The sequence below is a fragment of the Komagataeibacter diospyri genome, assembly GCF_043995075.1.
GTDB lineage: Bacteria > Pseudomonadota > Alphaproteobacteria > Acetobacterales > Acetobacteraceae > Komagataeibacter > Komagataeibacter diospyri.
In genome coordinates this window covers 2,170,760-2,194,520 of record NZ_CP171836.1, presented here as the reverse complement: position 1 = coordinate 2,194,520, position 23,761 = coordinate 2,170,760, and the positions used below count along the sequence as shown (strand labels likewise).

Genomic DNA, 23,761 nt, shown 5'->3' with positions numbered 1-23,761 from the left:
ATCGGGGAATGCGGGAGCTCTGCCGGATTGAATGGTAGTTCCGGATACTATCTTTACTGACGCGTATATGCAGAAATTCCCGTGTTGCCTGGTTGATAAAGCGGGATAAGGCTTCGGTCATATCCGGGCATTGGGAACGCAACGACCGTCTTTCCTGCGGCATCGACAACGGCATGGATTTTGGTGGTCAATCCATCATGGAACTGTCCGATGCCTGATCTGCGCGCTCTTTTTAACGGGCACCTGGATCATGCTGGCAGGAGCGGACAGTCGTGCTGTCGAGCATCATGTATTCATTGTCATGGTCGGCTGCTGGATGCCGGAAAATCTGTTCATGCACGTCGCTTTTGCATCAGCGGCGAAACCCTCTGTGCGCATTCCTCCAGTCACCGAAGTGGGTGGGCAGATCACGTCAGGGGACGCCTGCTCGATCATGATACAGCACGGTAAACAGATGGTTATCTGCGGCCATTCTGCCGGCATGGCCTTCATGACATGAGAGAAGACTCTTTATCGGCTTCCACTAAACTGTGTCACTTGGATCGGGCCATGCCCGCGATATCTTCATTTCTCCCTGCGTAACAGGGAGAAAACATTACGTATAACCTAATAGTCCAAGCCTCACAGAGCCGGGCGCTGCCTGACGACACGCTCCGGCTGTGTTATTTAGGAAGTCAGATTAATCTTAAAAAATTACATAACAAACATATTATTATTGAACCAATATAAAGCGGCGAACACGTTGTGCTGAATAAAAACCTAAAATAAGAAGAAGAAGCGTTATCCAGAAATCGTAGAATATATCGTAATGGGCATGGGCATTTAATCCAAATTCTCCTTCTCTGATCATTTCTATATTGTCGACGCTAGGTGAGATCATCATATACCAGCGGTATTTTGGCGGTAGCCAATTGACCATTGTAAATGCACCGGTAAATGGAAGGGAAAGATAGCTTAAAATTCCAACTGCTTTTTCAACCAAGTTGGACATTTCGCTTAACGAAGCAAAAATCATGGCTATCGCCAGGCAGAATACCATCTGAAACCCCAGTCCAAGGTATAGCATGCCATAATACTGTGGGGGTTTCATGAATCCGGCAAAAATTGCCGCGCAAGTAACCAGTACGCCCGCCATGGTCGTGCCTATTATTTCCAGACTGGCGCGTGCGATAATAATGCAGGTCGGGGTTACCTGACGATGGAAAAGAAGGCTACCGTTTGCTTCAAAAGCCTTCACGGAATGTCCCAGACAGTGCCGCCACATTGTCAGCGGCACATAGCCCGTCACCACAATCGCGGTCATCGGCAGGCCATGTTCATGTGAAGGGCGTATCGCAGTCCATAAGATGGCGACACCAGCACAAAATAAGATTGGCTCGCCCAGAACCCATAAGAAACCAAGATTTTCTCGACCATAACGTGTATGAATTTCACGCATCATCAAGGCATAAATAACTTGTAACTGGATTCTGAAATCTTCTTTCAGCTCCGCCAGTTTGTCATATATGGTCATTCGTATTCTCATTCAGGGTCATGATCTCGGCAACTTATTTCCGGGTGACTATAGATTGGACAGTGAAGTGAGGCGAGAAAAGAATATAAGAATCCGTGCTACGCCAACCTGCATGCCAACCCCAAAAAGATCAGCAGCCAAAGGGATCATATGTATCCGGGGCGTGTCGTTAGGTCAGCCTGATGATGGCGCAGACGCGGTGGATGGGGCGCGGGGAAATTGATTTCAGCCCGTCATAAGGCGTTGCAGATGTCTCTGCACAGTCTTCCAGTCGCTGAAGCGGACGGGCAGATCATGTCAGGGGATGCCTGTGTTAATTACGATACAGCGCGGCTTTCACAAACAGACGATTGTCTGCGGCCGTTCTGTCGAGCCGCTCTGATAGATCCTTGCTCAACAGGCATCTGTCATGGCGCATGATGAATATGGCCCGGGCCACATTGCCCAATAATGTCTTGCAACCTGACAGTTACGTAGCCACGAGATCATGTGACTGTTTTTCACGATATCCGTAAGGATGTGCTTCTCGCCATCGGAGGGCCGTTTCAACAATCTGATCCAGATCGTGATATCTGGGCTTCCAGCCGGTGTCCCTGCTGAGCTGTGTGGAATTGGCGACCAGCACGGCCGGATCCCCCTGTCGGCGCGGCGCCCATTCCCAGGGTACCTTGCGCCCGCTCACACGCTCAACGCTCTGGACAACTTCCAGATTACTGAAACCCAGCCCGTTCCCAATATTGTAGGTCACGGATCTGGTATCGAGCAGGGACAGGACCCGGATATGCGCGTCAGCCAGATCGGTCACATGGACATAGTCGCGAATGCAGGTGCCATCATGTGTCGGATAATCATTGCCAAACAGCTTCAGCCCCGGACGACGCCCCAGGATGCTGTCAATTGTCAGCGGGATCAGATGTGTTTCAGGCTGATGATCTTCCCCCAGCCGTCCCAGAGGGTCAGCGCCTGCTGCGTTGAAATAGCGCAGGCTGGCGCTACGCATGCCATGAATGCGGTCTGCCCATACAAGCGCCCGCTCGATAAAGAATTTGCTTTCGCCATAAGGGGAGCTGGGGTCGATACGGGCATCATGAACGATCGGCTCCGAACCATGGTCCCCGCCGAACAGGGCTGCCGTTGAGGAAAATACAAACCGTGGCACGGCATGCGCGGCGCACGAACGGATGAGGTTCAGTGCCGTGACATAGTTGTTATGCAAATAGTAAAACGGGTCTCGCATACTGTCCCCGACAAGGGACAGTGCCGCGAAATGCAGGACTGCATCCCACTGATCACTTGCAACGACCCTGTCCGTGGCAACAGGATCTGCCAGATCTACATTAAAAAAACGTACGCCCGGTGCGACTGCGGATAAATGACCTGTGCTGAGATTATCAAGTACCGCCACTTCATGGCCTGCATCCAGCAGGCTTATGACAGCATGGCTACCGACGAATCCCGCTCCGCCAGTCACAAGACACTTCATTACATTCCTTTTCTATCAACGGGCATGCGCAGCCTGCATCAAGATGTGATTTAATATTAAAGACCCATCTAACCAAAAATACGCCGGAATGCCAGCACTACTTTGCTAGAATGCTTGGGAGGACAGAAGGTTTCCACAGTGTAGGCATTACCTGCAGGACCGGACTGATCCATCTGCAAAGCGGGTAGTCCGGCTGCCTCTGGTTCCACGATATCAGCCCCGTTTACAACGGGTCTTTCATGAAACACTGGTCATACCCGTTGAGAATTTTTATCCCGAATATTCTGCCAAAGTGCTGCTGGGATGGCAAAGTTGATCGCTTTCACACCAACATATGAAATATTTTTTAATCTTTTTCTATTAAGAAACAGTAAATGTTATAGGGATTATTTTGTGAAGATCATCTGGCAGCGGTTTACGTCCCGTAACCTATAATGGCCTGCCTGTCTGGCATCTGCGCTTCCCTCTGCCGGTCTTTTCTTCAAGAAATTACGTTCAAACGCTGCTGCGCAGCGGCCAGCATTAGCTTGCTTCTGGATGTCATAATTTCATCCAATCTACAATATTTTCTCCCTATTTCGGGCGAAAACCGTGAACGCAACGCCATGATGCAAGCGACAGCGGCGCAGGCAAACGGATTTTCCTGCATTGGGTAGAAGCACTCACCACCGTCAATGGTGTCCTATTATCCCGGGCTGCTTCTAAACCCACTGCATCTGGGGTATAGGTCTGGGTGACTTCTGCTCCCATGGCGTTCCTTCCGTCTGCATTTGCCGGAAAGAATTTTCTTTTGATTCTGATGTTTGATGACCAATATATCCGCAGATAAATTCTTTACGCTCCAGACCGTTTGCATGGATCCGGCTTCCCCGCAGTGGCAGGCTGATTTTTTTCCGCGTCCGTGGGCAGTCTATGCGGAAGTGGGCGCACTGGGCCTGCGTATCCGCACGGGGCAGTCCCGTCATGTTTTCATTCGTCAGGGAGGAACTGACGGCCAGGTCCTTGTTCAGCAGAGATGCGCGCCGGGTCTGACCGTTCTGCCCATTGGCAGGGCCGACGCCTGCGGAGACTGGCTGATTTGTGAGGTCGAGAACACCGCAGTTCCCGATTCCGATCTGAAAATTGAATGGGTGTGTTCCGCGCCCCCCGTGCATGCTCCCGCCATTGCAATTATTATCTGCACGTTTAATCGGGATCAGCAGTTGCGGTTGGTGCTTGATGCGTTAGGGAAACAGCGCGAAGCGATCGGTCATATCTGCATCGTCAATCAGGGGCATTCCGGACTTGCCGCACGGGTTCGTCGAGAGGATGATCCTTCATTTCTGCAGATTGTCGAACAAGCCAATTATGGCGGCGCGGGAGGCTTTACGCGTGGCCTCATGGAAAGCCTGAAAATGCGCGGTATGACGCATTTTCTGTTTATGGATGATGATGTCGAGATTTCAGATACATTGATCATCCGGCTGAAGGCCATATGTGCCTATGTGCCGGATTCCATATGTATTGGCGGCGCGATGCTGGATATCCGTAACCCGGATTCCGTTGTGTCCCTGGGGCACAGGATTGATGTCAACAAATGTGCCGTTCGGGATATTGTTCCAAAAGAGGGAATGTCCCTGAATGATGAAGGGACATTACGGCAGATGGCAGAACTGCCCGATGTCGATTTCTGTGGATGGTGGTGTTTCTGCTTTCCGCAGCGGGCGGTTGAGCAGTGCGGACTGCCCCTGCCTTTTTTCATTCGGGGAGATGACGCAGAATATGGCCTGCGTCTAACCCATGCGGGTTTTCGTACCGTGATGTGGCCCGGTATTGCGGTGAAACATAATGCGCTGACATCACAGACACAGGCCTGGCATCATTTCTATGATCGACGCAACGCGCTGCTCTGCAGCCTGCTGTATAGCCCGAAGGGGCAGGCTCCATCCGTTGCGTCTCTGGTTCGCGGTATCATCAACGCGATGGTGACGTATCGCTACGATTTTGCTGAGGCCGGGATCGGTGCCCTGCGGGCTTACCAACGCGGCGCAGACGCCCTGGCCGAATGGGGGGCGGAATCCCATCGGCGTCTGCTGGCCAACAGAATAAAGGACGAGGCTGCCCCTGTGGAACGTCCCGTTGCAATCACATGTTATCCGACTCCTTTTTTTCGAACGCTGATAAGCGTGATGCGCATCATTCATGATTACTTTGCACCACAGTCACAAATAAATCATATGCCAGTTGTCAATAATCGTGACTGGGTAAGCGGCACACGGCAGCGCCCGGAAGGCATTCTGGCAAAAACCGGAGATAAGGTTACACGCCTTGTCCGTGATCCAAAGCGTTTCCGCGCTATATTTCATTCATTAATTAAAGGACTTGTTGCTCAATATTTCCGAAAACCGCCTTCAAAACAAAATATATGGAAGATGACAACTATCGAATGGTGGGAAAATTTTCTTAAAATCAGCGGGAAATAAAGGTCTGTCTGCGGACGTAAAAAAATGAGAAAAGCTTTGACTGCGTCATAAAAAAGCCGTTCATTACCCCAAAATTTCGCTCCAGATTCCCTAGATCACTCATTGCATTGCTTGATTTCCATTTATGGAATGAGTGGGTAATAATAAGGTACATTTACACAGGTGTTGGGATAATATGAGATATTGTATAGTTGGGTGTGGATTCAGCGGCGCGATTCTTGCTCGCCATCTTGCCACAAACGGCCATAAGGTTCTGTTGCTTGATGAACGCGATCATCTGGCTGGGAACTGTCATACGGAACGTGACAAATCCACCGGGATCATGGTTCACAAGTTTGGCCCTCATATTTTTCACACCGCTGACAGGCGCGCGTGGGACTATGTTCAGCAGTTCGGCACGTTCCGTCCGTATGTGAACCGGGTGAAGGCGATATCAGAGGGGCGCGTTTACACGCTGCCTGTCAATCTTCTCACTATCAACCAGTTCTTTGGGAAGACCCTGGGACCTCGGGACGCTAGGCAATTCATCTCGGACAAGGCCGACCGCAGCATTGTGGAGCCGCGCAATTTTGAAGAGCAGGCGCTGGCGATGATCGGCCCGGAACTCTACAAGGCCTTTTTCTACGGATACACGCGCAAGCAGTGGGGGTTCGAGCCGACTGAACTGCCTGCCGCCATCCTGAAGCGTCTGCCCGTCCGGTTCAATTATGATGATAACTATTTTAACCATCCCTATCAGGGGATGCCGGAAAATGGTTATACATCGATTATTGAAAATATTATCTCGGTACCCGGTATCGAGGTGCGTCTGGGGATGCCGTTTGAAGACGTGAAAGAGACCTTTGCCCACGTATTCTATACAGGCCCTATTGACCGGTATTTCAATTTCCGTCTGGGACGTCTTGGTTACCGGACCCTTGATTTCGAACGTTTTGAAGATGAAGGCGATTATCAGGGCACGGCAGTCATGAATTATTGTGACGAGAAGGTACCCTATACCCGTATTTCAGAACACAAGCACTTTGCACCGTGGGAGCAGGATAAATTCTCCCGCACCGTTTACTTCCGTGAATATAGCCGCCTGGCGGAGCCTAAGGATGTTCCGTACTATCCGATCAGGTTGGTAAACGAAAAGCGCAAGTTGCACGAATACATTGAACTGGCACGTGAACAGACCGGTGTTTCGTTCCTTGGCCGGTTGGGGACATATCGTTACCTGGATATGGACGTGACCATTACTGAAGCCCTGAATGCCTGTGACCAGATTGATAAATTGCTCGGATCTGGTCAGAAAATCCCGGCATTTTTTGTTGATCCTGCCTGACTGAAACGGAAGGAGCTGGCAGGGCTGGCTCCTTTCCCAGCAGATTCATACGGAAATCTGGCATTTCGTCGTAAAACGTGCATAACGCTGACAACCGGTTACTTACCGCCTCAGATGATCCGCTTTCGGGTATCGTCTTTTTTTTAAGTATCTGAATGTGATTCAAAATCCATATGGATCGCTTCGTACTGACAGATGCCCAATGGGCGAAAATGGAACCGCTGTGCCTTGGCAGGAAGACGGATCGCTGTCGCAGCGGGCAGGACAACCGTCTTTTCATTGAGGCGATCTTATGGATTGCCCGGACCGGCAGTCCATGGCGGGACCTTCCGACGTATTTCGGGCATTGGAACTCAGTCTATTCCCGTTACAGCGACTGGATGAAAGCCGGTGTTTTCCAGCGGCTTTTTGAAGCGGTCTCTGACGATGCCGACATGGAATATGCGATGATCGACGGCACGGTCATCCGGGTTCACCGCCATGGCCTGGGCGCAAAAGGGGGACCCGAAGTCAGGCGACAGGACGCAGTGTGACGGGATGGTCAACCAGAGGATCATCGCCATGACTGATGCCCTGGGCAATCTGGTCCGCTTTACGCTTGTCCCCGGTCAGCATTACGACACGGTCGGGGTGGCGCCTCTTCTTGAACAGGCGGATTTCAGGGGGCTTCCTGCTGACAGGGTGTTCGACGTCCACTGGATCGTGGACGCCCTACGTGCGCAAGGAGCCTGTGTGGTCATTCCCCAGCGCAAAAACCGCCTCGACAGACGCCCGTTTGACGGGCCCCTGTTCAAAGCGCGCCATCTCATCGAAAACTTCTTCTGCAAGCTCAAGGAGTTCAAGCGCATCGCCATGCGGAGCGACAGGACAGACAGATCATTCGCAGCGATGATTTATCTCACCGCCGCAGTCATCAATTCACGTTAATTCCCAACAGGCCCTGAAAAAGCTTCATCAAAAACGCTTTTATGACTGCCAGATGTTTTCCGGGCAGGCTGTTTCAAGGGGCTTCTTGATGTCTGTATTATGTAGCCACGAGATCATGTGACTGTTTTTCACGATATCCGTAAGGATGTGCTTCTCGCCATCGGAGGGCCGTTTCAACAATCTGATCCAGATCGTGATATCTGGGCTTCCAGCCGGTGTCCCTGCTGAGCTGTGTGGAATTGGCGACCAGCACGGCCGGATCCCCCTGTCGGCGCGGAGCCCATTCCCAGGGTACCTTGCGCCCGCTCACACGCTCAACGCTCTGGACAACTTCCAGATTACTGAAACCCAGCCCGTTCCCGATATTGTAGGTCACGGATCTGGTATCGAGCAGGGACAGGACCCGGATATGCGCGTCAGCCAGATCGGTCACATGGACATAGTCGCGAATGCAGGTGCCATCATGTGTCGGATAATCATTGCCAAACAGCTTCAGCCCCGGACGACGCCCCAGGATGCTGTCAATTGTCAGCGGGATCAGATGTGTTTCAGGCTGATGATCTTCCCCCAGCCGTCCCAGAGGGTCAGCGCCTGCTGCGTTGAAATAGCGCAGGCTGGCGCTACGCATGCCATGAATGCGGTCTGCCCATACAAGCGCCCGCTCGATAAAGAATTTGCTTTCGCCATAAGGGGAGCTGGGGTCGATACGGGCATCATGAACGATCGGCTCCGAACCATGGTCCCCGCCGAACAGGGCTGCCGTTGAGGAAAATACAAACCGTGGCACGGCATGCGCGGCGCACGAACGGATGAGGTTCAGTGCCGTGACATAGTTGTTATGCAAATAGTAAAACGGGTCTCGCATACTGTCCCCGACAAGGGACAGTGCCGCGAAATGCAGGACTGCATCCCACTGATCACTTGCAACGACCCTGTCCGTGGCAACAGGATCTGCCAGATCCACATTAAAAAAACGTACGCCCGGTGCGACTGCGGATAAATGACCTGTGCTGAGATTATCAAGTACCGCCACTTCATGGCCTGCATCCAGCAGGCTTATGACAGCATGGCTACCGACGAATCCCGCTCCGCCAGTCACAAGACACTTCATTACATTCCTTTTCTATCAACGGGCATGCGCAGCCTGCATCAAGATGTGATTTAATATTAAAGACCCATCTAACCAAAAATACGCCGGAATGCCAGCACTACTTTGGCAGAAAATTTGGGACAGGGATTCCTGCTGGCTGCGATCAGTGTTTCATGAAAGGCCCGTTATAGTGAAAGGCTGGCGATGAATGATAACTGGCGATCGGGTCTGGAAGTGTGGTTCGAGCCATTTCTGGCTGCATTGGGCCGTAAAGCGTCGAGGCGGATGCGGCCAACCCTGTGGGCAATGCCGCGGCCTGTGGAAACCTTCCAATTCACATCCCACAAGGTATTTCCCAACGTTTTCCCTGGTTATTCTATCGGGGATATAACAGTAGTAATCAAGCTGAAGAATTTATAGAATCTGTTACTTGATGCATTGGCAATATAGATAAGATCGTGATCCCGCATCATGAAACGTTCCGCAAGGAAATAGCTGCTGGGGTTCATCATATCCAACTGATAAACCACAGGTGCCGTTGTCGCGCTATCAGCAATCGGCATGCCAAGGCGGCGGACGATGTCTGCATTTTCAAAGCGGAACAGATACACCGCATTGGGGTCCGCACGGGAATCAATCGGGCCACCATTACGTGAAATGGCTTCGGCCATGGTCAGGGTCGGGGTCGTGAACTGGGTCTGGGTTACCCGACCACTTGCGCCAAAAACCGAATAACTGCGTGGTTTGAAGGTTAACTGTACCCGATCGCCAGGCTGCATCAGGATATTCTGCGCCGGCGTATTTTCAATTGTCTTGAGCGGCAGTTCAGCGATCTTGCCGTTGCGCGTCAGGCGCACGACATAATCTTCATCCGGCTGGTTGGGGTGATCCGCACCACCGGCCAGAGCGATGACATCCAGGATATGTTCCCGATTTGGTGTCAGGGGGACACGGCTGGGCCGTCGTACACCACCATAAACCATGACTGAATTGGCGATATCCGCCATAATCCGCACCAGAACCTGCGGCGAGAGGGATTTCTGCTTCAGTCGTGCCCTGATTGCTTCCGCCACCTGAATGGTGGTCATGCCAGCCACATGGATTTCGCCCACAAAAGGCACCCGGATATTGCCGCTGGCATCAACGCTAAGTGGGGGCAGGTTGGAACCCGAAGACGTACTCGGTATCGTGCTTGCACCACCGGCCGCATTTGTCGAGGCGGCCATATTCACGCTGCTGAGACTGAACAGGGAACTCCCGACCTCGTATATCGAAACCTGCAGGATATCGCCCGGGCCAACCGTATCGTTATGGGTGTAATTAACAGGCGTATTATTCTGGTCCAGACTGCTGAACAGGGGTGGCGCCTCACTTTCCAGAAGGGAAATGAGGTCCGGGCTGACCTGGACAATAGCATACCCGACCGCATTGCGTTTCGGGTCACGCTGGGCGTGGTTGACCTGCGCTTCCGTTGGTCCGCTATCTGGCAGGGAATTGCAACCAGCCAGTAACAGGAGTGTGCCACCGATCACAGCAAGATGCTGACCTTTTCGACCACGCTGTAGAATTGAACCCAAATTTTTCGGAAAGCAGAAATTGGTCAATGTAGCACCGCGACTGGAGGTTATAGTGAAGGTAGCAAACAGGTTTAAGGACGTATTCCCATGTCTACGGCATGTTGTGTGGACGTGGCCGGTCAATATCTATGCGGAAACTTTTATCACGTCGTATTTTAACTGGCTATGTTAATTCATGACGTGAGAGGCTTCACCCTGAAAATGGCTGAAAACTGCCGTAAAAAGCAATTTTTATCCTTGATGTCCGGCTGGTGGTGGCTGTCCCTGACCGTTCTGAAGGAATGTCGTGCCCGCTGCAGGCGCTCCTGTCGGGACGGTCTGGTTTTTGGTCCTGCGGCAAAAAATGCAGACATTCAATTAGCATCTTTATGGCCAGCAGACGGCATCGTGAAGGTGGAGTGTCATCAGTTTTTTCAGGACCATAATTCCGGCAGGACCGACCGGCTATTATAATCATCATACCCATGCGGGTGCCGTTTGCGCCACTGCAGGGCGGTTTCTACAATTGCATCGATACTATGGTATTTGGGGTTCCATCCGGTTTCACTGCGCATCCGTGATGAATCAGCCACCAGGATGGCTGGATCTCCCGAACGGGGCGGGGCCCATTCCCATGACACTTTCTGTCCGCTTACGCGTTCTACGCTCTGGATGACTTCAAGGTTGGTAAATCCCAGACCGTTGCCCAGATTATACGAAACCGACCTTTCATCCAGTTGATCAATAACACGGATATGCGCATCTGCCAGATCGGTTACATGGATGTAATCGCGAATGCATGTACCATCCCGTGTGTCGTAATTATTGCCAAATATTTTCAGGCAGGGACGCACACCCAGAGCTGTATCAATGGCAAGGGGGATCAGGTGGGTTTCCGGTCGATGGTCTTCTCCCAACCGTCCCCTGGGGTCAGCGCCAGCAGCATTGAAATATCTCAGGCAGGCACTGCGCATGCCATAAATGCGATCCGCCCACAGTAATGCACGTTCAATGAAAAATTTACTATCACCATAGGGAGATGTCGGATTGACCAGTGCATCATCCGTAATCTGGGGTAAATCGCTTTCATCACCGAACAATGCCGCAGTGGAGGAAAAAACAAAGCGCCTTACATTATGGAATGTGCATGCCTCGATCAGGTTAAGGGAGTTCATGGTATTGTGCCGCAGGTAGTGGAACGGCTCGGAAATGGAATGCCCTACCGATGAAAGGGCGGCAAAATGGAATACGACATCCCAGTTTTCCCGTGCCACAGCGTCATGTGTCGCCTGCGCGTCTTCCAGATCGACATTCCAGAAGCGAACCCCTTCAGGAATGGCGGCAATATGACCTGTGCTCAGGTTATCCAGAATAACGACGTCATGTCCGGCATCCAGCAGGCTTATTACAACATGGCTACCCACATAACCTGCCCCACCTGTAACAAGACATTTCATAATAGTTGCCGGTTTCCCTATGATCCTGAACGTATGGGGAGATTTGAAAAGCTGAAAATTATACAATATATGCCTGTCTATGGCAATATACAGGCATATGCTCTCGCCCTGCCTGCATGGCCTGCCGTCAGCATTGATCCGGCCGGATAGCGCCAGTACCCATCATGCAAAACAATCCTGAAAAAATCTGAAGCATGTGCCCTGTCTGTCCGGCAATTTTCTGAAACAGGCGGGCCTATAGCAGTTTCATGATCTTGAGCAGCAGCCATGTAATCATCATGAACACGAAGCAGATCCCGCCGGCTTCCACGGTTCCCAGTGTGCCGGTGGCCAGAAACATGCCGCCAGTATTCATGCCGAAAAAGCCCGTCACAAAGGTTGCGGGCAGCATGAGTGTCGTCACGATGGATACGGTATACAGGCGGCGGTTGGTTTCTTCCGCCTGACCGGACGCCAGTTCGTCCTGCAGCGATCGTGCACGATCCTGCAGGGCCAGCAGGTCATCAAGGGCCGCATGGATCTGTCGCTGCGAACGGTCGCGGATGTCATCTTCCGCCCATTCGGGCAGTTCCAGATCCTCGTTATGGAAAATACGGTCCACGGGCGAGATCACGCGGCGCAGTTCGGTTGAACGGCGGCGCACGCGCCCGATCAACCCGCTTATGCGACCAAAATCAGTGTGCTGGTCCAGCGTCAGCAGCAGGTCCTCGGCCCGGTCCAGCTGGTCATCCAGCATGGCGATATTGCGCCGTACGGTATCGGCAAATTCCAGCAGGGTATGATCCACCACCTCGGCAGGGGAGTCGTAAGAAGCCCGCTGCATGGCCCGGTAAATCACCCCCAGAGCCGGAACCGGCTGTCGGCGTGTGGTAATCAGCAGGTCGGGCAGGACCGCAAAACGCCATGCAGACAGATTCTTGTCGTCTTCCGACATGGCGTCGTCAAAGCCGGGCAGGGCGCCATAGACGATGTCCCCTTCCGCTTCGACATTGGTGCCCCGGTCCGTGCTGCCCAAAGCAAGGCGCACTTCTTCGGACAGGCATGGAATGGCCTGGATATGGGCACGGCTGGCAGTGTGAACAATATCGTAATGCAGCCAGACCCACGTGGCTGGCTCACTGGGGGGGCTGCCTTCCAGCGCGCGGGCAATCTGTTCATCTGTCAGACGCTCGGGCTTCTGACCCGGCTGGCAGGCAATGGCCCATACAAGACCATTGGACACAGAAGACGCGGATAACATGTCAACAGACAGCCCGGTGGCGTTGTCCATCATGGGGAAGTCGGGGACGTTTTCCATCGCGTATCCCTCCGTCATGCTGCCGGTCTGGCTGGTTCTGGTGGCCCTGTCCGTAGCTGATACGAAACGGGCGGCCGGTGGCCAGTGGCCACGCGCCCGCCCGTTTCGCCAGCGGCGTATTACTTCATCAGGTCAGGGGAGACCTTGCCACCATTTGCGGCCAGCTTCTGCATGACCTGCTTGATCAGCCAGACGTTCATGGAAGCAGAATCGTTCATGTCACCGGTGTAGTGCAGTTCCGTCGCCAGTTCCTTGCGCGCGGAAAGCGAGCTGTCCAGACCCAGCAGCTTCAGCAGGTCCACGATGGAGGTCTGCCAGTTCAGCTTTTCAGGGTTCTTGGCAGCCAGCGCGCTCAGCACCGCGTCCACGTCAACCGGCTGTGCCGGGGCGGTGGGAGCCGCAGCTGCTGCAGGTGCTGCCGCTGCTGCAGGTGCAGCAGTGGTTGCGGTACCCGGCGTAGCGGCAGCAGCTGTGTGGCTTCCGAAGATCTTGGACAGGATTGAACCGAAAATGCTCATGTTCTCTTTCTCCATCACATGATGTGGTCCGGCGGATGCCGGACCAGTCACGCATATGTTAGGGACGTTTGCAGCACTTAGTAACGATACAGGTCATTCTTGAACGGGCCATTGACCGGCACGCCAATGTAATCCGCCTGCGTCTGCGACAGCTTCGACAGCTTCGCACCCACTTTTGCGAGGTGGAGGAAGGCTACCTTCTCATCCAGGTGCTTGGGCAGGGTATAGACCTTGTTTTCGTACTTGCCCGCCGGTGCCTGCCACAGGTCGATCTGCGCCAGCGTCTGGTTGGTGAACGATGCGGACATGACGAAGGACGGGTGGCCCGTCGCGTTGCCCAGGTTCACAAGGCGCCCTTCGGACAGGACGATCAGGCGCTTGCCGTCAGGGAAGATGACCTCGTCCACCTGCGGCTTGATGTTGTCCCACTTGTAGTTGCGCAGCGCGTTGATCTGGATTTCGGAATCGAAATGCCCGATGTTGCACACGATGGCACGGTTCTTCATCTCGCGCATGTGCTCGATGGTGATGACGCCCTCGTTGCCGGTCGCGGTGACGAAGATATCGCCACGCGGCGCAGCATCTTCCATCGTCACGACCTCATAGCCTTCCATCGCGGCCTGCAGCGCGCAGATGGGGTCGACTTCGGTCACCAGCACGCGGCAGCCCGCGTTGCGCAGGGATGCGGCCGAACCCTTGCCCACGTCGCCATAACCGGCAACCACGGCAACCTTGCCCGCCATCATCACGTCCGTGCCACGGCGGATCGCGTCCACCAGGCTTTCACGGCAGCCATACAGATTGTCGAACTTCGACTTCGTGACGCTGTCGTTGACGTTGATGGCCGGAACCTTCAGCAGGCCCTTCCTGGCCATGTCCCACAGACGATGCACGCCGGTCGTGGTCTCTTCAGAGACGCCCCGCACGTCATTGAGCATGTCGGGATACTTCTCGTGCATCAGCGTCGTCAGGTCCCCGCCGTCGTCGAGGATCATGTTCGGCGTCCAGCCGTCAGGCCCCTTGATGGTCTGCTCGATGCACCACCAGAACTCATCCTCGGTCAGACCCTTCCACGCGAACACGGGCACGCCAGTCGCGGCGATGGCGGCCGCCGCCTGGTCCTGTGTCGAGAAGATGTTGCACGAGGACCAGCGCACCGTGGCGCCAAGCGCCGTCAGGGTCTCGATCAGCACGGCGGTCTGGATCGTCATATGCAGGCAGCCGGCGATACGCGCGCCCTTCAGCGGCTTGGACGCGCCATATTCCTCACGGAGCGCCATAAGCCCCGGCATTTCGCCTTCCGCGATCGAGATTTCCTTGCGGCCCCACTCGGCAAGCGAGATGTCCTTGACCTTGTAGTCGGTGCTGGTGGTCATTTCTTATCCTGTATTCGTCAATGCGGCACAGGATATACCCCGTTGGGCCCGCGTGATCCAGAGCGCGCGGGATTCCATATTCACGCGATCGTGCTGGCGACCTCTTCCGCCTGCTTCAGGATACGCAGGAAATTTTCTCCCCACAGGGCCGCGATCTGGCTGCGGTCATAGCCACGGCGCAGCAGTTCTGCCGTAAGATTGGGCGATTCCGATGCATCGGCCCAGCCGCGTATGCCGCCTCCGCCATCGAAGTCGGACGAAATGCCAACATGCTTGATCCCGATTCGCTGCACCGCGTAATCGATATGGTCCACGAAGTCCGCCACCGTGACCGGGCGTATGTCGCGCACGTCACGCGGGCGCAGGAAGGCATCCATGGCGGTAATGTGGATGACACCGCCACAGGCCTTCAGCGCATCAAGCTGTCCATCATCAAGGTTGCGCGGGTGATCGCACAGGGCGCGCACACAGGAATGGCTGGCGAAGACCGGCGCGCGGGACAGATCGACCGCCTGCATCATGGTGTCGCGTGACGTGTGCGATACATCAACCAGCATGCCCGCGCGGTTCATCTCGGCCACCGCATCCCGGCCAAGGCCGGACAGCCCGCCATGCAGCGTTTCGGGATCATCAAGGTGATGCATGGGCCGAGCCGAGTCGGCCAGCTGGTTATGTCCGTTATGCGTCAGCGTCATGTAACGCGCGCCCAAGGCACGGAAACGCGCGATAAGCGACAGCTCCTCGCCAATCGCATAACCGTTTTCCACGGCGGGGATGATGGCGATTTCCCCTGCGTCATAAGTGGCGCGCACTGCCGCTGCCGTATCGCATACCCGCACGCCCGGAATCTGGCCGGTCTGCCCGATTACGCGCAGCATCGCTTCCGCCCGGGTGGAGGCCGCCTCATGCCCCGTCACGTCACGTGCGCCCTGTCCTACATAGGCGACAAGACAGGCCGCCCGCAGGCCGCCTGCGCGCATGCGTGGCAGGTCCACCCGTCGCGACGGGGCACCCGTGGCGAAATCATCCCGGTCCGGCCAGGGGATGTCCACATGGGTATCGATGGTCAGCAGCGTGCGGTGCAGTTCGATCGCGTCCGTGGCGGATATGTCGGTTGGTGTGTCAGTCATGGGGCCTCCAGCAATGGTGACAATGAACCACATGCAGCCCAGTCCTGAAAACTGGGCATAAACCAAAAGTGGTTGCCTGTCGTTAGGGTAGGGACCGGCGACGCACGTCCAGCCCCCGGCCCGGTCGCCACCCCGCCGCCTGCGCGCCGGGGCACCATGAGCCGCCGGGAGCGCCTGACGAAGGAACGACCATGACCACCTCCATTCCCCTGCTTAAGCTGAATGATGGCCACAAGATCCCCGCCATGGGGTTCGGCACCTATCCGCTGGACAATCCGCAGGCCGAAAAGGCCGTGCGTGAGGCCCTGACGGCGGGCTATCGGCTGTTCGATACCGCGTCGCGTTACGGAAATGAAAGCGGGGTAGGGACCGGGCTGGTCAGCTTTGACGTGGGGCGTGAGGACATTTTCGTCACCACCAAGCTGCGCGGCGCCGATCAGGGATATGACAGCACGCTGCGCGCGTTTGATGAGAGCCTGGCACGTCTGAAGATGAGCTATGTCGACCTGTACCTGATCCACTGGCCGCTTCCCGCCAAGGACCAGTATGTCGAAAGCTGGAAGGCGATGATCCGCCTGCAGAAGGAAGGACGCGTCCGCTCGATCGGTGTTTCCAACTTCCTGCCTGCGCATCTGCAGCGCCTGATTGATGAAACCGGCGTCACCCCCGCCGTCAACCAGATCGAGATGCATGCCGATTTCGCGCAGTCGGAACAGGTCGCGCTGCACAGGAAACTGGGCATCCTGACCGAGGCATGGAGTCCGCTGGGGCGCGGGAAGCTGCTGGAAAACCCCGTTGTCAAACGGATCGCGGACCGGCATGGCAAATCCACCGCACAGGTCCTGTTGCGCTGGGTGATCGATTGTGGCGTGGTGCCCATTCCCAAGAGCGCGCATCCCGATCGTATGCGCGCGAACCTGCATTCATTCGATTTCCAGCTGACATCGGATGACATGAGTGATCTGGCAACACTCGATAGCCCCCACAACCGCACCGGTGGCGACCCGGCCACCTACGTCGAGGAATGAGAGGTCATTAAAAGGTAAAAGGTTTCGGGTGCCGCCTTTTTTCAAAAGGGCGGTATTCTTCTGAAGCTTTCTGCCTGCAAAAACTTCACTAGGCATTGTGACAGGCCCATATCAACCTGACCCGCCGGTTACGTCATGGACATGTTAACGGGTCAGGATTGCACAAGCCGAAGTCACGCTGTTATGGTGCGGCGCCCGTCCCGTCGGGCGGGCCATGTTGGCGCGTCTGCCATGGGAAAATGGGCATGACCGGGATCATACCACCAGCATGGCACCAGCGCAGGCAGTAGCGGCATCTGACGAACATGACGGTCTGGCGCAGGCTTCCTCCAGGCGTCGGTCACTGCGATGGCTGGCGCTGGGGTTCGCGGGCATGCTGGCCGCCTGCGCTCATAATCCTTCTTCTGAAATGAGCGAGGAGCAGATCATTCACGAGGCCGAGTCCTATCGTGCCCGTGCCCACGCCAACTATACCCCGCCAGGGCCGCCGGAAGACCCCTGGGGGCCTTATATCAACGAGGCCGCGCAGCGTTTCGATGTGCCCAGCGTCTGGATTCGTGAGGTCATGCGGCGCGAGTCGGGGGGCCAGCTTTACCATAATGGCCAGTTCGTGACCTCACTGCCGGGCGCCATGGGACTGATGCAGCTTATGCCGCCGACCTACGATATAATGCGGGCGCGCTACAACCTTGGCCCTGACGCCTATGACCCGCATGACAATATCGAGGCGGGCACGGCCTATATTCGTGAAATGTACGACATTTACGGCTCCCCCGGTTTCCTTGCCGCCTATAATAGCGGGCCGGGACGACTGGATGATTTCCTTGACCGTTACCATACCCTGCCCAAGGAAACGCGCGATTACGTCGCTTCCATCGGGCCACGGATCGCGGGCAGCAGCCCGGTCAACCGTTCACAGGCCGACCTGCTGGTGCAGGCGCGCGCCCTTGCCCGCGCGCAGGCGGCGCAGAATGCGCGTGGCGGCCGGAGCCGTGGCCGCCAGCTTCTGGCATCCGTGCCGCGCGGGGCTGCGGCTGATACGCCATCGCCTGAGGCTGCCGCAGTGCGCGCGGCATGGAGTGCCCGGGAACAGAATGGACTGGCCCCGATGGCCGCGGCCGGAACCCGCCCCGGCGTCATCAGTATGGCAAACAGTCATGACTGGGTGGTGCAGGTCGGTGCTTATGGATCGATCGGGCAGGCGGAGCATGCGGCGGGGCAGGCACGGGCGAAGGTTTCGTTCAGTGGCGTGCATACGCAGGTTGCAACCGTTGCATCGGCGCGCGGTCATGTCTATCGTGCAAGGCTGACCGGCCTGTCGCACGAAGCGGCCCAGCAGGTCTGTCAGCGACTGGGTGGATCAGGATGCCAGATTCTGCCGCCAACCACATGATGGCATAAACCCTGTCCCACAGGGTGATGAGGATACATGAGGTATTTTTACAGGCGTTCACGCTGGTCCCTGCCGGGGCTGTGCCTGCCGCTGGTCGGTGTCATGGCGTTTGCCGGCTTTGTCTGTTTTTCCTCCGCGCGCGCGGCCCTGCCGGTAGGCAGCCAGGCCCCCATGTTCAATGCGCAGGCTACCACGAATGGCAGCGAGTTCGATTTCCGGCTGGCCGATGCGCTGCGTCAGGGACCCGTAGTGCTGTATTTCTATCCCGCTGCCTTTACCCGTGGCTGTACCATGGAGGCGCATGATTTCGCCAACGCCATGGATCAGTACAAGGCGCTTGGTGCCACGGTCATTGGTGTTTCCACCGATGACATGCCAACCCTCGACCGTTTTTCCGTAAGCGAAGGTCATGGCCGCTTCCCCGTCGCGACCGACCCGAAGGGCCAGATTGCAAAGATGTATGACAGCCGCCTGCCGCTGGTGAACCGCGCCAGCCGCACGTCCTATGTCATTGCCCCGGATGGCAAGGTGATTTACGCCTATAGCGCCCTGTCGCCCAAGGGACATGTCAGCGGGACGCTGGGGGCGCTGAAGCAGTGGCACGCGGCGCAAGGTAATGCCAGCAAGGTCACGCTGCCCGCCACATCCCGGTAAAGACCTGTTTCCAAAAAATATTGGGGGCTGTTGGGAATTGAGTTTTCTAAAGGGCCATGATGTGTTTCAAAGACCATATGGATCGCTTCATACTGACGGATGCCCAATGGGCGAAAATGGAACCGCTGTGCCTTGGCAGGAAGACGGATCGAGGTCGCAGCGGGAAGGATAACCGCCTCTTTATCGAAGCGGTTTTATAGATAGCGCGGACCGGCAGTCCGTGGCGGGATCTGCCGACGTATTTCGGACATTGGAACTCGGTTTACTCGCGCTACAGTGACTGGATGAAAGCCGGTGTTTTCAAACGGCTTTTTGACGCTGTCTCTGACGATGCCGATATGGAATACGCGATGATTGACGGTACGGTGGTCCGGGTTCATCGCCACGGCCAGGGCGCAAAAGGGGGACCCGGAATCAGGCGATAGGACGCAGTGTGACGGGGTGGTCGACCAAGATCATCGCCATGACCGACGCCCTGGGCAATCTGGTCCGCTTCACGCTTATTCCTGGCCAGCATTACGACACGGTCGGGGTTGCCCCCCTTCTCGAACCGGCGGATTTCAAGGGGATTCTCGCTGACAAAGCGTTTGACGTCCACTGGATCGTGGACGCCCTACACGCGCAAGGGGCCTGTGTGGTCATTCCCCAGCGCAAAAACCGCCTCGACAGACGCCCGTTCGATGGGGCCCTGTTCAAAGCACGCCATCTCATTGAGAACTTCTTCTGCAAGCTCAAGGAGTTCAAGCGCATCGCCATGCGCAGCGAAAAAACAGACAGATCATTCGAAGCCATGATCTATCTCGTTGGCGCAATCATCAATTCAAGATAATTCCCAACAGGCCCTGATAAAGATAAAAGTTTTTTGAGTGCCGCCTTTTTCAGAAAGGCGGCGTTTCCTGGAGCTTTTTGAAAAAAGCTTCACCAAAAACTTCTTATGATTTCACATAGACTTCTGAAGTAGCCCTCAGGGCCGCAACATTGACTTGCGCTCTCTGCGCGGTATTGACTGGTCTCTCCGTATCCGTGGGGAGAAGCCGGTGGGATTCCGGCACGGTCGCGCCACTGTACACCGCAGCCCATGCGGAAGTCAGACCTCCCGGCGGATAGAGCTTCATTCCGTTACGGGACGCGCTTTCCCGACAGGAGATCTGACCCCATGTCCTTTATTTTTCCCCATATGCATCGGGATATGCCCTGATGGCCGGACGCCTTCTGCTGCGTGGCATGCTGGCTGGCATTGCCGCCGCTGCCCTTGCGTTCCTGTTCGCCCGTGTGTTCGGCGAACCGCAGGTCAACCTTGCCATCGCCTTTGAATCCGCCATGGATGCGGCGGCGGGTGAACCGCCGGAACCCGAACTGGTCAGCCGGGGCGTACAGGCATCCCTTGGCCTGCTGACGGCGGCCGTTATGTATGGCGCGGCCTATGGCGGGCTGTTTGCGCTGGTGTTCTCGCTGGCGTACGGCCGTATTGGCCGCTTTTCGCCGCGCATGCTGTCCATGCTGCTGGCGGGGGCGGGGTTTCTGGCCGTGGTGGTGGTGCCGGACCTGAAATACCCGGCCAATCCCCCCGCCGTGGGGCAGCCGGAAACCATTGGCCTGCGCACGACCGCCTATTTTGAAATGGTTGTCTTTTCGCTGTGCGCTCTGACGCTGGCGGTCCTGTCGGGTCGCGCACTGGCTGTACGCCTGGGCAACTGGGGTGCCACGCTATGTGGGGGGGCGGTGTTCGTTGTGCTGGTGACGCTGCTGCAATGGGCACTGCCCGACATCAATGAAGTGCCGGACAATTTCCCCGCTACCCTGCTGTGGCGCTTCCGTGAAGCCGCCCTTGGCATGCAGATCGTGCTGTGGGGCGGCCTCGGGCTGGTGTTCGGCATGATGGCCGATCGGCTGCTGGGACGCGGTGCGCCGCGTTACGGCTGATCCGGCGTATCATCCCCATCGTTCTTTCCGCCCATTTTGTCAGGCGTCGGGGCGGCGGTGGGGGTGTTGTCCTTCATGACCCTGTCCCATATTGCGTGCAGCTTGGTGTCCATGGCCTCATCCAGCACGGGGAAGGAATGGCTTGCCGCGATATAGGCAGGCTGCTGGTCCCAGTGCAGTGCGGCTTTCGTGTCCGCATCAAGCGGCGCGCCTGTATTGGCGGGCATGCCCCAGAAACACGATGACGTTGCCAGCCGTGCCTGTGCCGCAGGCGTGCGCAGGTATTGCGCGAATGCCAGCGCCAGTGCCTTGCGCTGCGAGGCTTCGATGATCGAGATGCCATGCTGCCACCGGATACCGCCCTGCCGTGGCAGGGTGAATGTCAGGTCCGGCCGCTGTTTCGGGATATCGGGTTGTGCCGTGGGCGTACTGACCGTGCCACCTTCGCCAACACCCGCCGTGGTCCATGCGCCACCGCCAACGACAATATCCACCACGCCATCGGCCAGCGCCTGTTGCACGCTGGCGCTATCGCCCACCAGTGTTGCATTGGCGCGCAGGGCCACAAGCCTGTCCTGCAATGCGGGCAGGTCGGCGTCCGTCAGATGCGCGGGATCAAGTCCCAGCGCCAGGGCGATATAGGACAGGATGGGCAGGTAGCTGTCATAAATTGCGATATGCCCGTGATAACGCGGCTGCCATACCGCGTTGATGTCCTGCATGTCCTGCGCGCTGACATGGGCCTGATTGAAGGCGACGGCGTGGAAGCCGTATTTTTCCGGTACCGAGTACAGCCGCCCCTGGTACGAACCGCCTGCCGGATTGGCAATGGCGGCAGGAATGCCGTCCGATGGGAAATCCGCTGTGTCCAGCGGCGCCAGCAGGCCGGCGGCGGCCAGTTGCGGGGCGGCTGTTTCCTCCAGGATCACCACGTCCCAGTCGCCTGCCTGCGACTGGCGCAGGATGGTCCGTGCAGCGGCGGTGCTGTCGATATCCTTGAAATGGACCCGTACCTTGTTCGCCTGTTCAAAAGGGCCGAGCAGTTCCGGGTCTTCATGGTCGCACCATGTCAGCACGTTCAGCACATCATCTGCCGCCCGTGTCGGGCCGGGCTGGATGGCTGCAAGGATGATGAGGGCGGTCGTGGCGGCAACAAGGGGGCCGCGACGGCTGCATGCGGACATAAGGGACAACTCCTGAAGGATAGGGGCCCAACATGGACGGGTATGCACGATGGGTCCAGTCAGGAAGGATTACAGATGTGACAAACGGATCGCATGACGCGCATGGATATTCATGCATCCATAATATGACCGTATGATGAAAGGGTTGATGCATGCCGCGTCGTTGCGTGCAGGACACGTCCCGTGCCTTGCACGCTTTCGCCATATTGTCGCGTCCCATCAGGTGGGGCTATGGATAGGCGCATGATCGCCGATTTCATCCGCCGCCTTATCCGGCGTCGCTCTCCACAGCCTGTGTCCCGGTCCACGTCGCGCGCTGCCCGTCCGGTCATTGCGCCCCAGCCCGGGTCGGTTGCGGAACGGGCCATCGCCACCACAACGGTCCTGCCATCGGGGCGCATACGCGCCTGTGCCCGGACCGTGCGCGGGGTGGGCCGCCTGGCCGCCATTACCGTGTGGGTACCACTGTCGGTCGGGTTCGAGGCGGTGCTGCTGCTGGTGCCCGGCACGGCCAAGATCCGGTGGACGCGGATGGTCTGGGGCGGGCTGTGCCTGCTGCTGTCGCTGCGTATCCGCGTTGTGGGGCGCAGGGCCGGCGGCGTGGGTGGCAGGCGCGCGCGACAGAATGGCGAACGCCCGGTAATCTATGTGTCCAACCATTCGTCATGGCTGGATGTGCCGGTGCTGGGAACGGTGCTGCCGTCCAATTTCGTAGCCAAGGGCGATATCGAGGGCTGGCCCATCATGGGACTTGTCTCGCGTATTGGCCGGACCATATTCGTCAGCCGCCAGCGCAGCACGACAGGCCGGGAACGGGACGAAATGCTGCACCGCCTGATGGTGGAAGGCGACAACCTGATCCTGTTCCCCGAAGGCACGTCGTCCGACGGGTCGCGGGTGCTGCCGTTCCTGTCGGCCTTTTTCGCCATTGCCAAGCCGCCGCGCCTGCCGCCGGGCAAGGCCCCGGCGGCACCGGAAAGCGAGGCGGAAGCCATCGCGGCGCGTCCCGGCATGACGCCGCTGATCCAGCCGGTATCGGTGGTGTATGACCAGCTGGAAGGCGTGCCGGTCAACCGCGGACGTCGCCCGGTCTTTGCCTGGTATGGTGATATGGAACTGGGGCCGCATGTGTGGCAGCTGGTCAAATGGCGTTCGATGCGTGCGACCGTGCTGCTGCATGCACCGTTGGACCCCAATGATTTTCCCAGTCGCAAGGCGCTGGCACAGGCGGCATGGCGGGCGGTGGCCGCCGGGGCCGCCGAACTGCGCCAGAACCGGCCCCAGCCGGAAAACGAAAGTGCGTATGCCTGCCGCCCGCTGGCGGGCATGCTGCCGCAGGATCTTGAACGGAGCCGGAACTGAAGGCTTTGTGTCAAGATTGAGGCATGTCATGTTTTCCCTGTTCCTTACCCCGTAGGGTAACCCCCCAATCGACGGTCCCGGTGG

Annotated in this window: 18 protein-coding genes, 2 pseudogenes and 1 riboswitch; of the genes and pseudogenes, 10 read left to right on the top strand and 10 right to left on the bottom strand. The window is 56.7% G+C overall.

What is annotated here, in order from left to right; translation table 11 throughout:
• Positions 1 to 250 precede the first annotated feature (250 nt).
• Positions 251 to 499, top strand: coding sequence for a hypothetical protein (locus tag ACE2AA_RS10280; RefSeq protein WP_395369672.1), 249 nt, complete (start codon positions 251 to 253; stop codon positions 497 to 499).
• Positions 500 to 712: 213 nt separating this feature from the next.
• Here the strand turns inward: ACE2AA_RS10280 and ACE2AA_RS10275 are convergent, their stop codons facing one another.
• Both ACE2AA_RS10275 and galE (ACE2AA_RS10270) read right to left on the bottom strand, forming a co-directional pair.
• A complete protein-coding gene (locus ACE2AA_RS10275; protein ID WP_141261285.1) occupies positions 713 to 1,513 on the bottom strand; it encodes an ABC transporter permease in 801 nt (266 codons plus the stop codon).
• A 469-nt stretch (positions 1,514 to 1,982) separates the two neighbouring features.
• The gene (gene galE, locus ACE2AA_RS10270; RefSeq protein ID WP_395369668.1) at positions 1,983 to 2,996 is read right to left on the bottom strand and encodes a UDP-glucose 4-epimerase GalE; all 1,014 of its coding nucleotides are present in this window, start codon (positions 2,994 to 2,996) and stop codon (positions 1,983 to 1,985) included.
• 806 nt (positions 2,997 to 3,802) lie between these two features.
• Here galE (ACE2AA_RS10270) and ACE2AA_RS10265 point away from each other — a divergent pair.
• The 3 genes and pseudogenes from ACE2AA_RS10265 (at position 3,803) to ACE2AA_RS10255 (ending at position 7,709) form a co-directional block, all read left to right on the top strand.
• Positions 3,803 to 5,458 (top strand): glycosyltransferase family 2 protein, encoded by a 1,656-nt coding sequence (locus tag ACE2AA_RS10265; protein ID WP_395369670.1) that lies wholly within the window; start codon positions 3,803 to 3,805, stop codon positions 5,456 to 5,458.
• Between the two features lie 175 nt (positions 5,459 to 5,633).
• Positions 5,634 to 6,782 (top strand): UDP-galactopyranose mutase, encoded by a 1,149-nt coding sequence (gene glf / locus ACE2AA_RS10260; RefSeq protein WP_141262615.1) that lies wholly within the window; start codon positions 5,634 to 5,636, stop codon positions 6,780 to 6,782.
• Between the two features lie 173 nt (positions 6,783 to 6,955).
• Positions 6,956 to 7,709: pseudogene (locus ACE2AA_RS10255) on the top strand (IS5 family transposase).
• Between the two features lie 97 nt (positions 7,710 to 7,806).
• Here ACE2AA_RS10255 and galE (ACE2AA_RS10250) read toward each other — a convergent pair.
• From galE (ACE2AA_RS10250) to ACE2AA_RS10220, 7 genes are all read right to left on the bottom strand, one after another.
• Positions 7,807 to 8,820, bottom strand: a complete 1,014-nt coding sequence (gene galE / locus ACE2AA_RS10250) for a UDP-glucose 4-epimerase GalE (RefSeq protein ID WP_395369668.1) — start codon at positions 8,818 to 8,820, stop codon at positions 7,807 to 7,809.
• Positions 8,821 to 9,170: 350 nt separating this feature from the next.
• The gene (locus ACE2AA_RS10245; protein WP_227002442.1) at positions 9,171 to 10,499 is read right to left on the bottom strand and encodes a polysaccharide biosynthesis/export family protein; all 1,329 of its coding nucleotides are present in this window, start codon (positions 10,497 to 10,499) and stop codon (positions 9,171 to 9,173) included.
• Positions 10,500 to 10,789: 290 nt separating this feature from the next.
• Positions 10,790 to 11,812, bottom strand: a complete 1,023-nt coding sequence (gene galE / locus ACE2AA_RS10240) for a UDP-glucose 4-epimerase GalE (protein WP_395369667.1) — start codon at positions 11,810 to 11,812, stop codon at positions 10,790 to 10,792.
• A 235-nt stretch (positions 11,813 to 12,047) separates the two neighbouring features.
• On the bottom strand, positions 12,048 to 13,109 hold the full coding sequence (locus tag ACE2AA_RS10235; RefSeq protein ID WP_395369665.1) for a CorA family divalent cation transporter: 1,062 nt from the start codon (positions 13,107 to 13,109) through the stop codon (positions 12,048 to 12,050).
• A 119-nt stretch (positions 13,110 to 13,228) separates the two neighbouring features.
• Positions 13,229 to 13,627 carry a DUF3597 domain-containing protein gene (locus ACE2AA_RS10230; RefSeq protein WP_395369664.1) on the bottom strand — a complete coding sequence of 133 codons (399 nt, stop codon included), beginning with the start codon at positions 13,625 to 13,627 and terminating at the stop codon, positions 13,229 to 13,231.
• Between the two features lie 77 nt (positions 13,628 to 13,704).
• Positions 13,705 to 15,003 carry an adenosylhomocysteinase gene (gene ahcY / locus ACE2AA_RS10225; protein WP_141261278.1) on the bottom strand — a complete coding sequence of 433 codons (1,299 nt, stop codon included), beginning with the start codon at positions 15,001 to 15,003 and terminating at the stop codon, positions 13,705 to 13,707.
• A gap of 80 nt (positions 15,004 to 15,083) precedes the next feature.
• Positions 15,084 to 16,133, bottom strand: coding sequence for a dipeptidase (locus ACE2AA_RS10220; protein WP_193557676.1), 1,050 nt, complete (start codon positions 16,131 to 16,133; stop codon positions 15,084 to 15,086).
• 191 nt (positions 16,134 to 16,324) lie between these two features.
• Between ACE2AA_RS10220 and ACE2AA_RS10215 the strand changes: the two genes are divergently transcribed.
• The 5 genes and pseudogenes from ACE2AA_RS10215 (at position 16,325) to ACE2AA_RS10195 (ending at position 21,131) form a co-directional block, all read left to right on the top strand.
• Positions 16,325 to 17,161, top strand: a complete 837-nt coding sequence (locus ACE2AA_RS10215; RefSeq protein WP_141261276.1) for an aldo/keto reductase — start codon at positions 16,325 to 16,327, stop codon at positions 17,159 to 17,161.
• Between the two features lie 214 nt (positions 17,162 to 17,375).
• Positions 17,376 to 18,554 carry a transglycosylase SLT domain-containing protein gene (locus ACE2AA_RS10210; RefSeq protein ID WP_408887409.1) on the top strand — a complete coding sequence of 393 codons (1,179 nt, stop codon included), beginning with the start codon at positions 17,376 to 17,378 and terminating at the stop codon, positions 18,552 to 18,554.
• A gap of 36 nt (positions 18,555 to 18,590) precedes the next feature.
• Entirely contained in the window at positions 18,591 to 19,208 is a 618-nt protein-coding gene (locus tag ACE2AA_RS10205) for a peroxiredoxin (protein WP_395369662.1), read from the top strand.
• Between the two features lie 77 nt (positions 19,209 to 19,285).
• Positions 19,286 to 20,037, top strand: a pseudogene (locus ACE2AA_RS10200) (IS5 family transposase).
• A gap of 162 nt (positions 20,038 to 20,199) precedes the next feature.
• A riboswitch (cobalamin riboswitch) is annotated at positions 20,200 to 20,379 on the top strand.
• Positions 20,380 to 20,405: 26 nt separating this feature from the next.
• Complete coding sequence (locus ACE2AA_RS10195) at positions 20,406 to 21,131, top strand: CbtA family protein (protein WP_395369661.1); 726 nt, start codon at positions 20,406 to 20,408, stop codon at positions 21,129 to 21,131.
• Here the strand turns inward: ACE2AA_RS10195 and ACE2AA_RS10190 are convergent.
• The gene (locus tag ACE2AA_RS10190; RefSeq protein WP_141301337.1) at positions 21,122 to 22,315 is read right to left on the bottom strand and encodes an extracellular solute-binding protein; all 1,194 of its coding nucleotides are present in this window, start codon (positions 22,313 to 22,315) and stop codon (positions 21,122 to 21,124) included. The two genes, ACE2AA_RS10195 and ACE2AA_RS10190, sit on opposite strands and share 10 nt — an antisense overlap.
• A 243-nt stretch (positions 22,316 to 22,558) precedes the next feature.
• On the opposite strand from ACE2AA_RS10190, the gene ACE2AA_RS10185 reads away from it, so the two are divergent.
• Positions 22,559 to 23,677, top strand: a complete 1,119-nt coding sequence (locus ACE2AA_RS10185; RefSeq protein ID WP_395369659.1) for a lysophospholipid acyltransferase family protein — start codon at positions 22,559 to 22,561, stop codon at positions 23,675 to 23,677.
• The last annotated feature ends 84 nt before the right edge of the window (positions 23,678 to 23,761 follow it).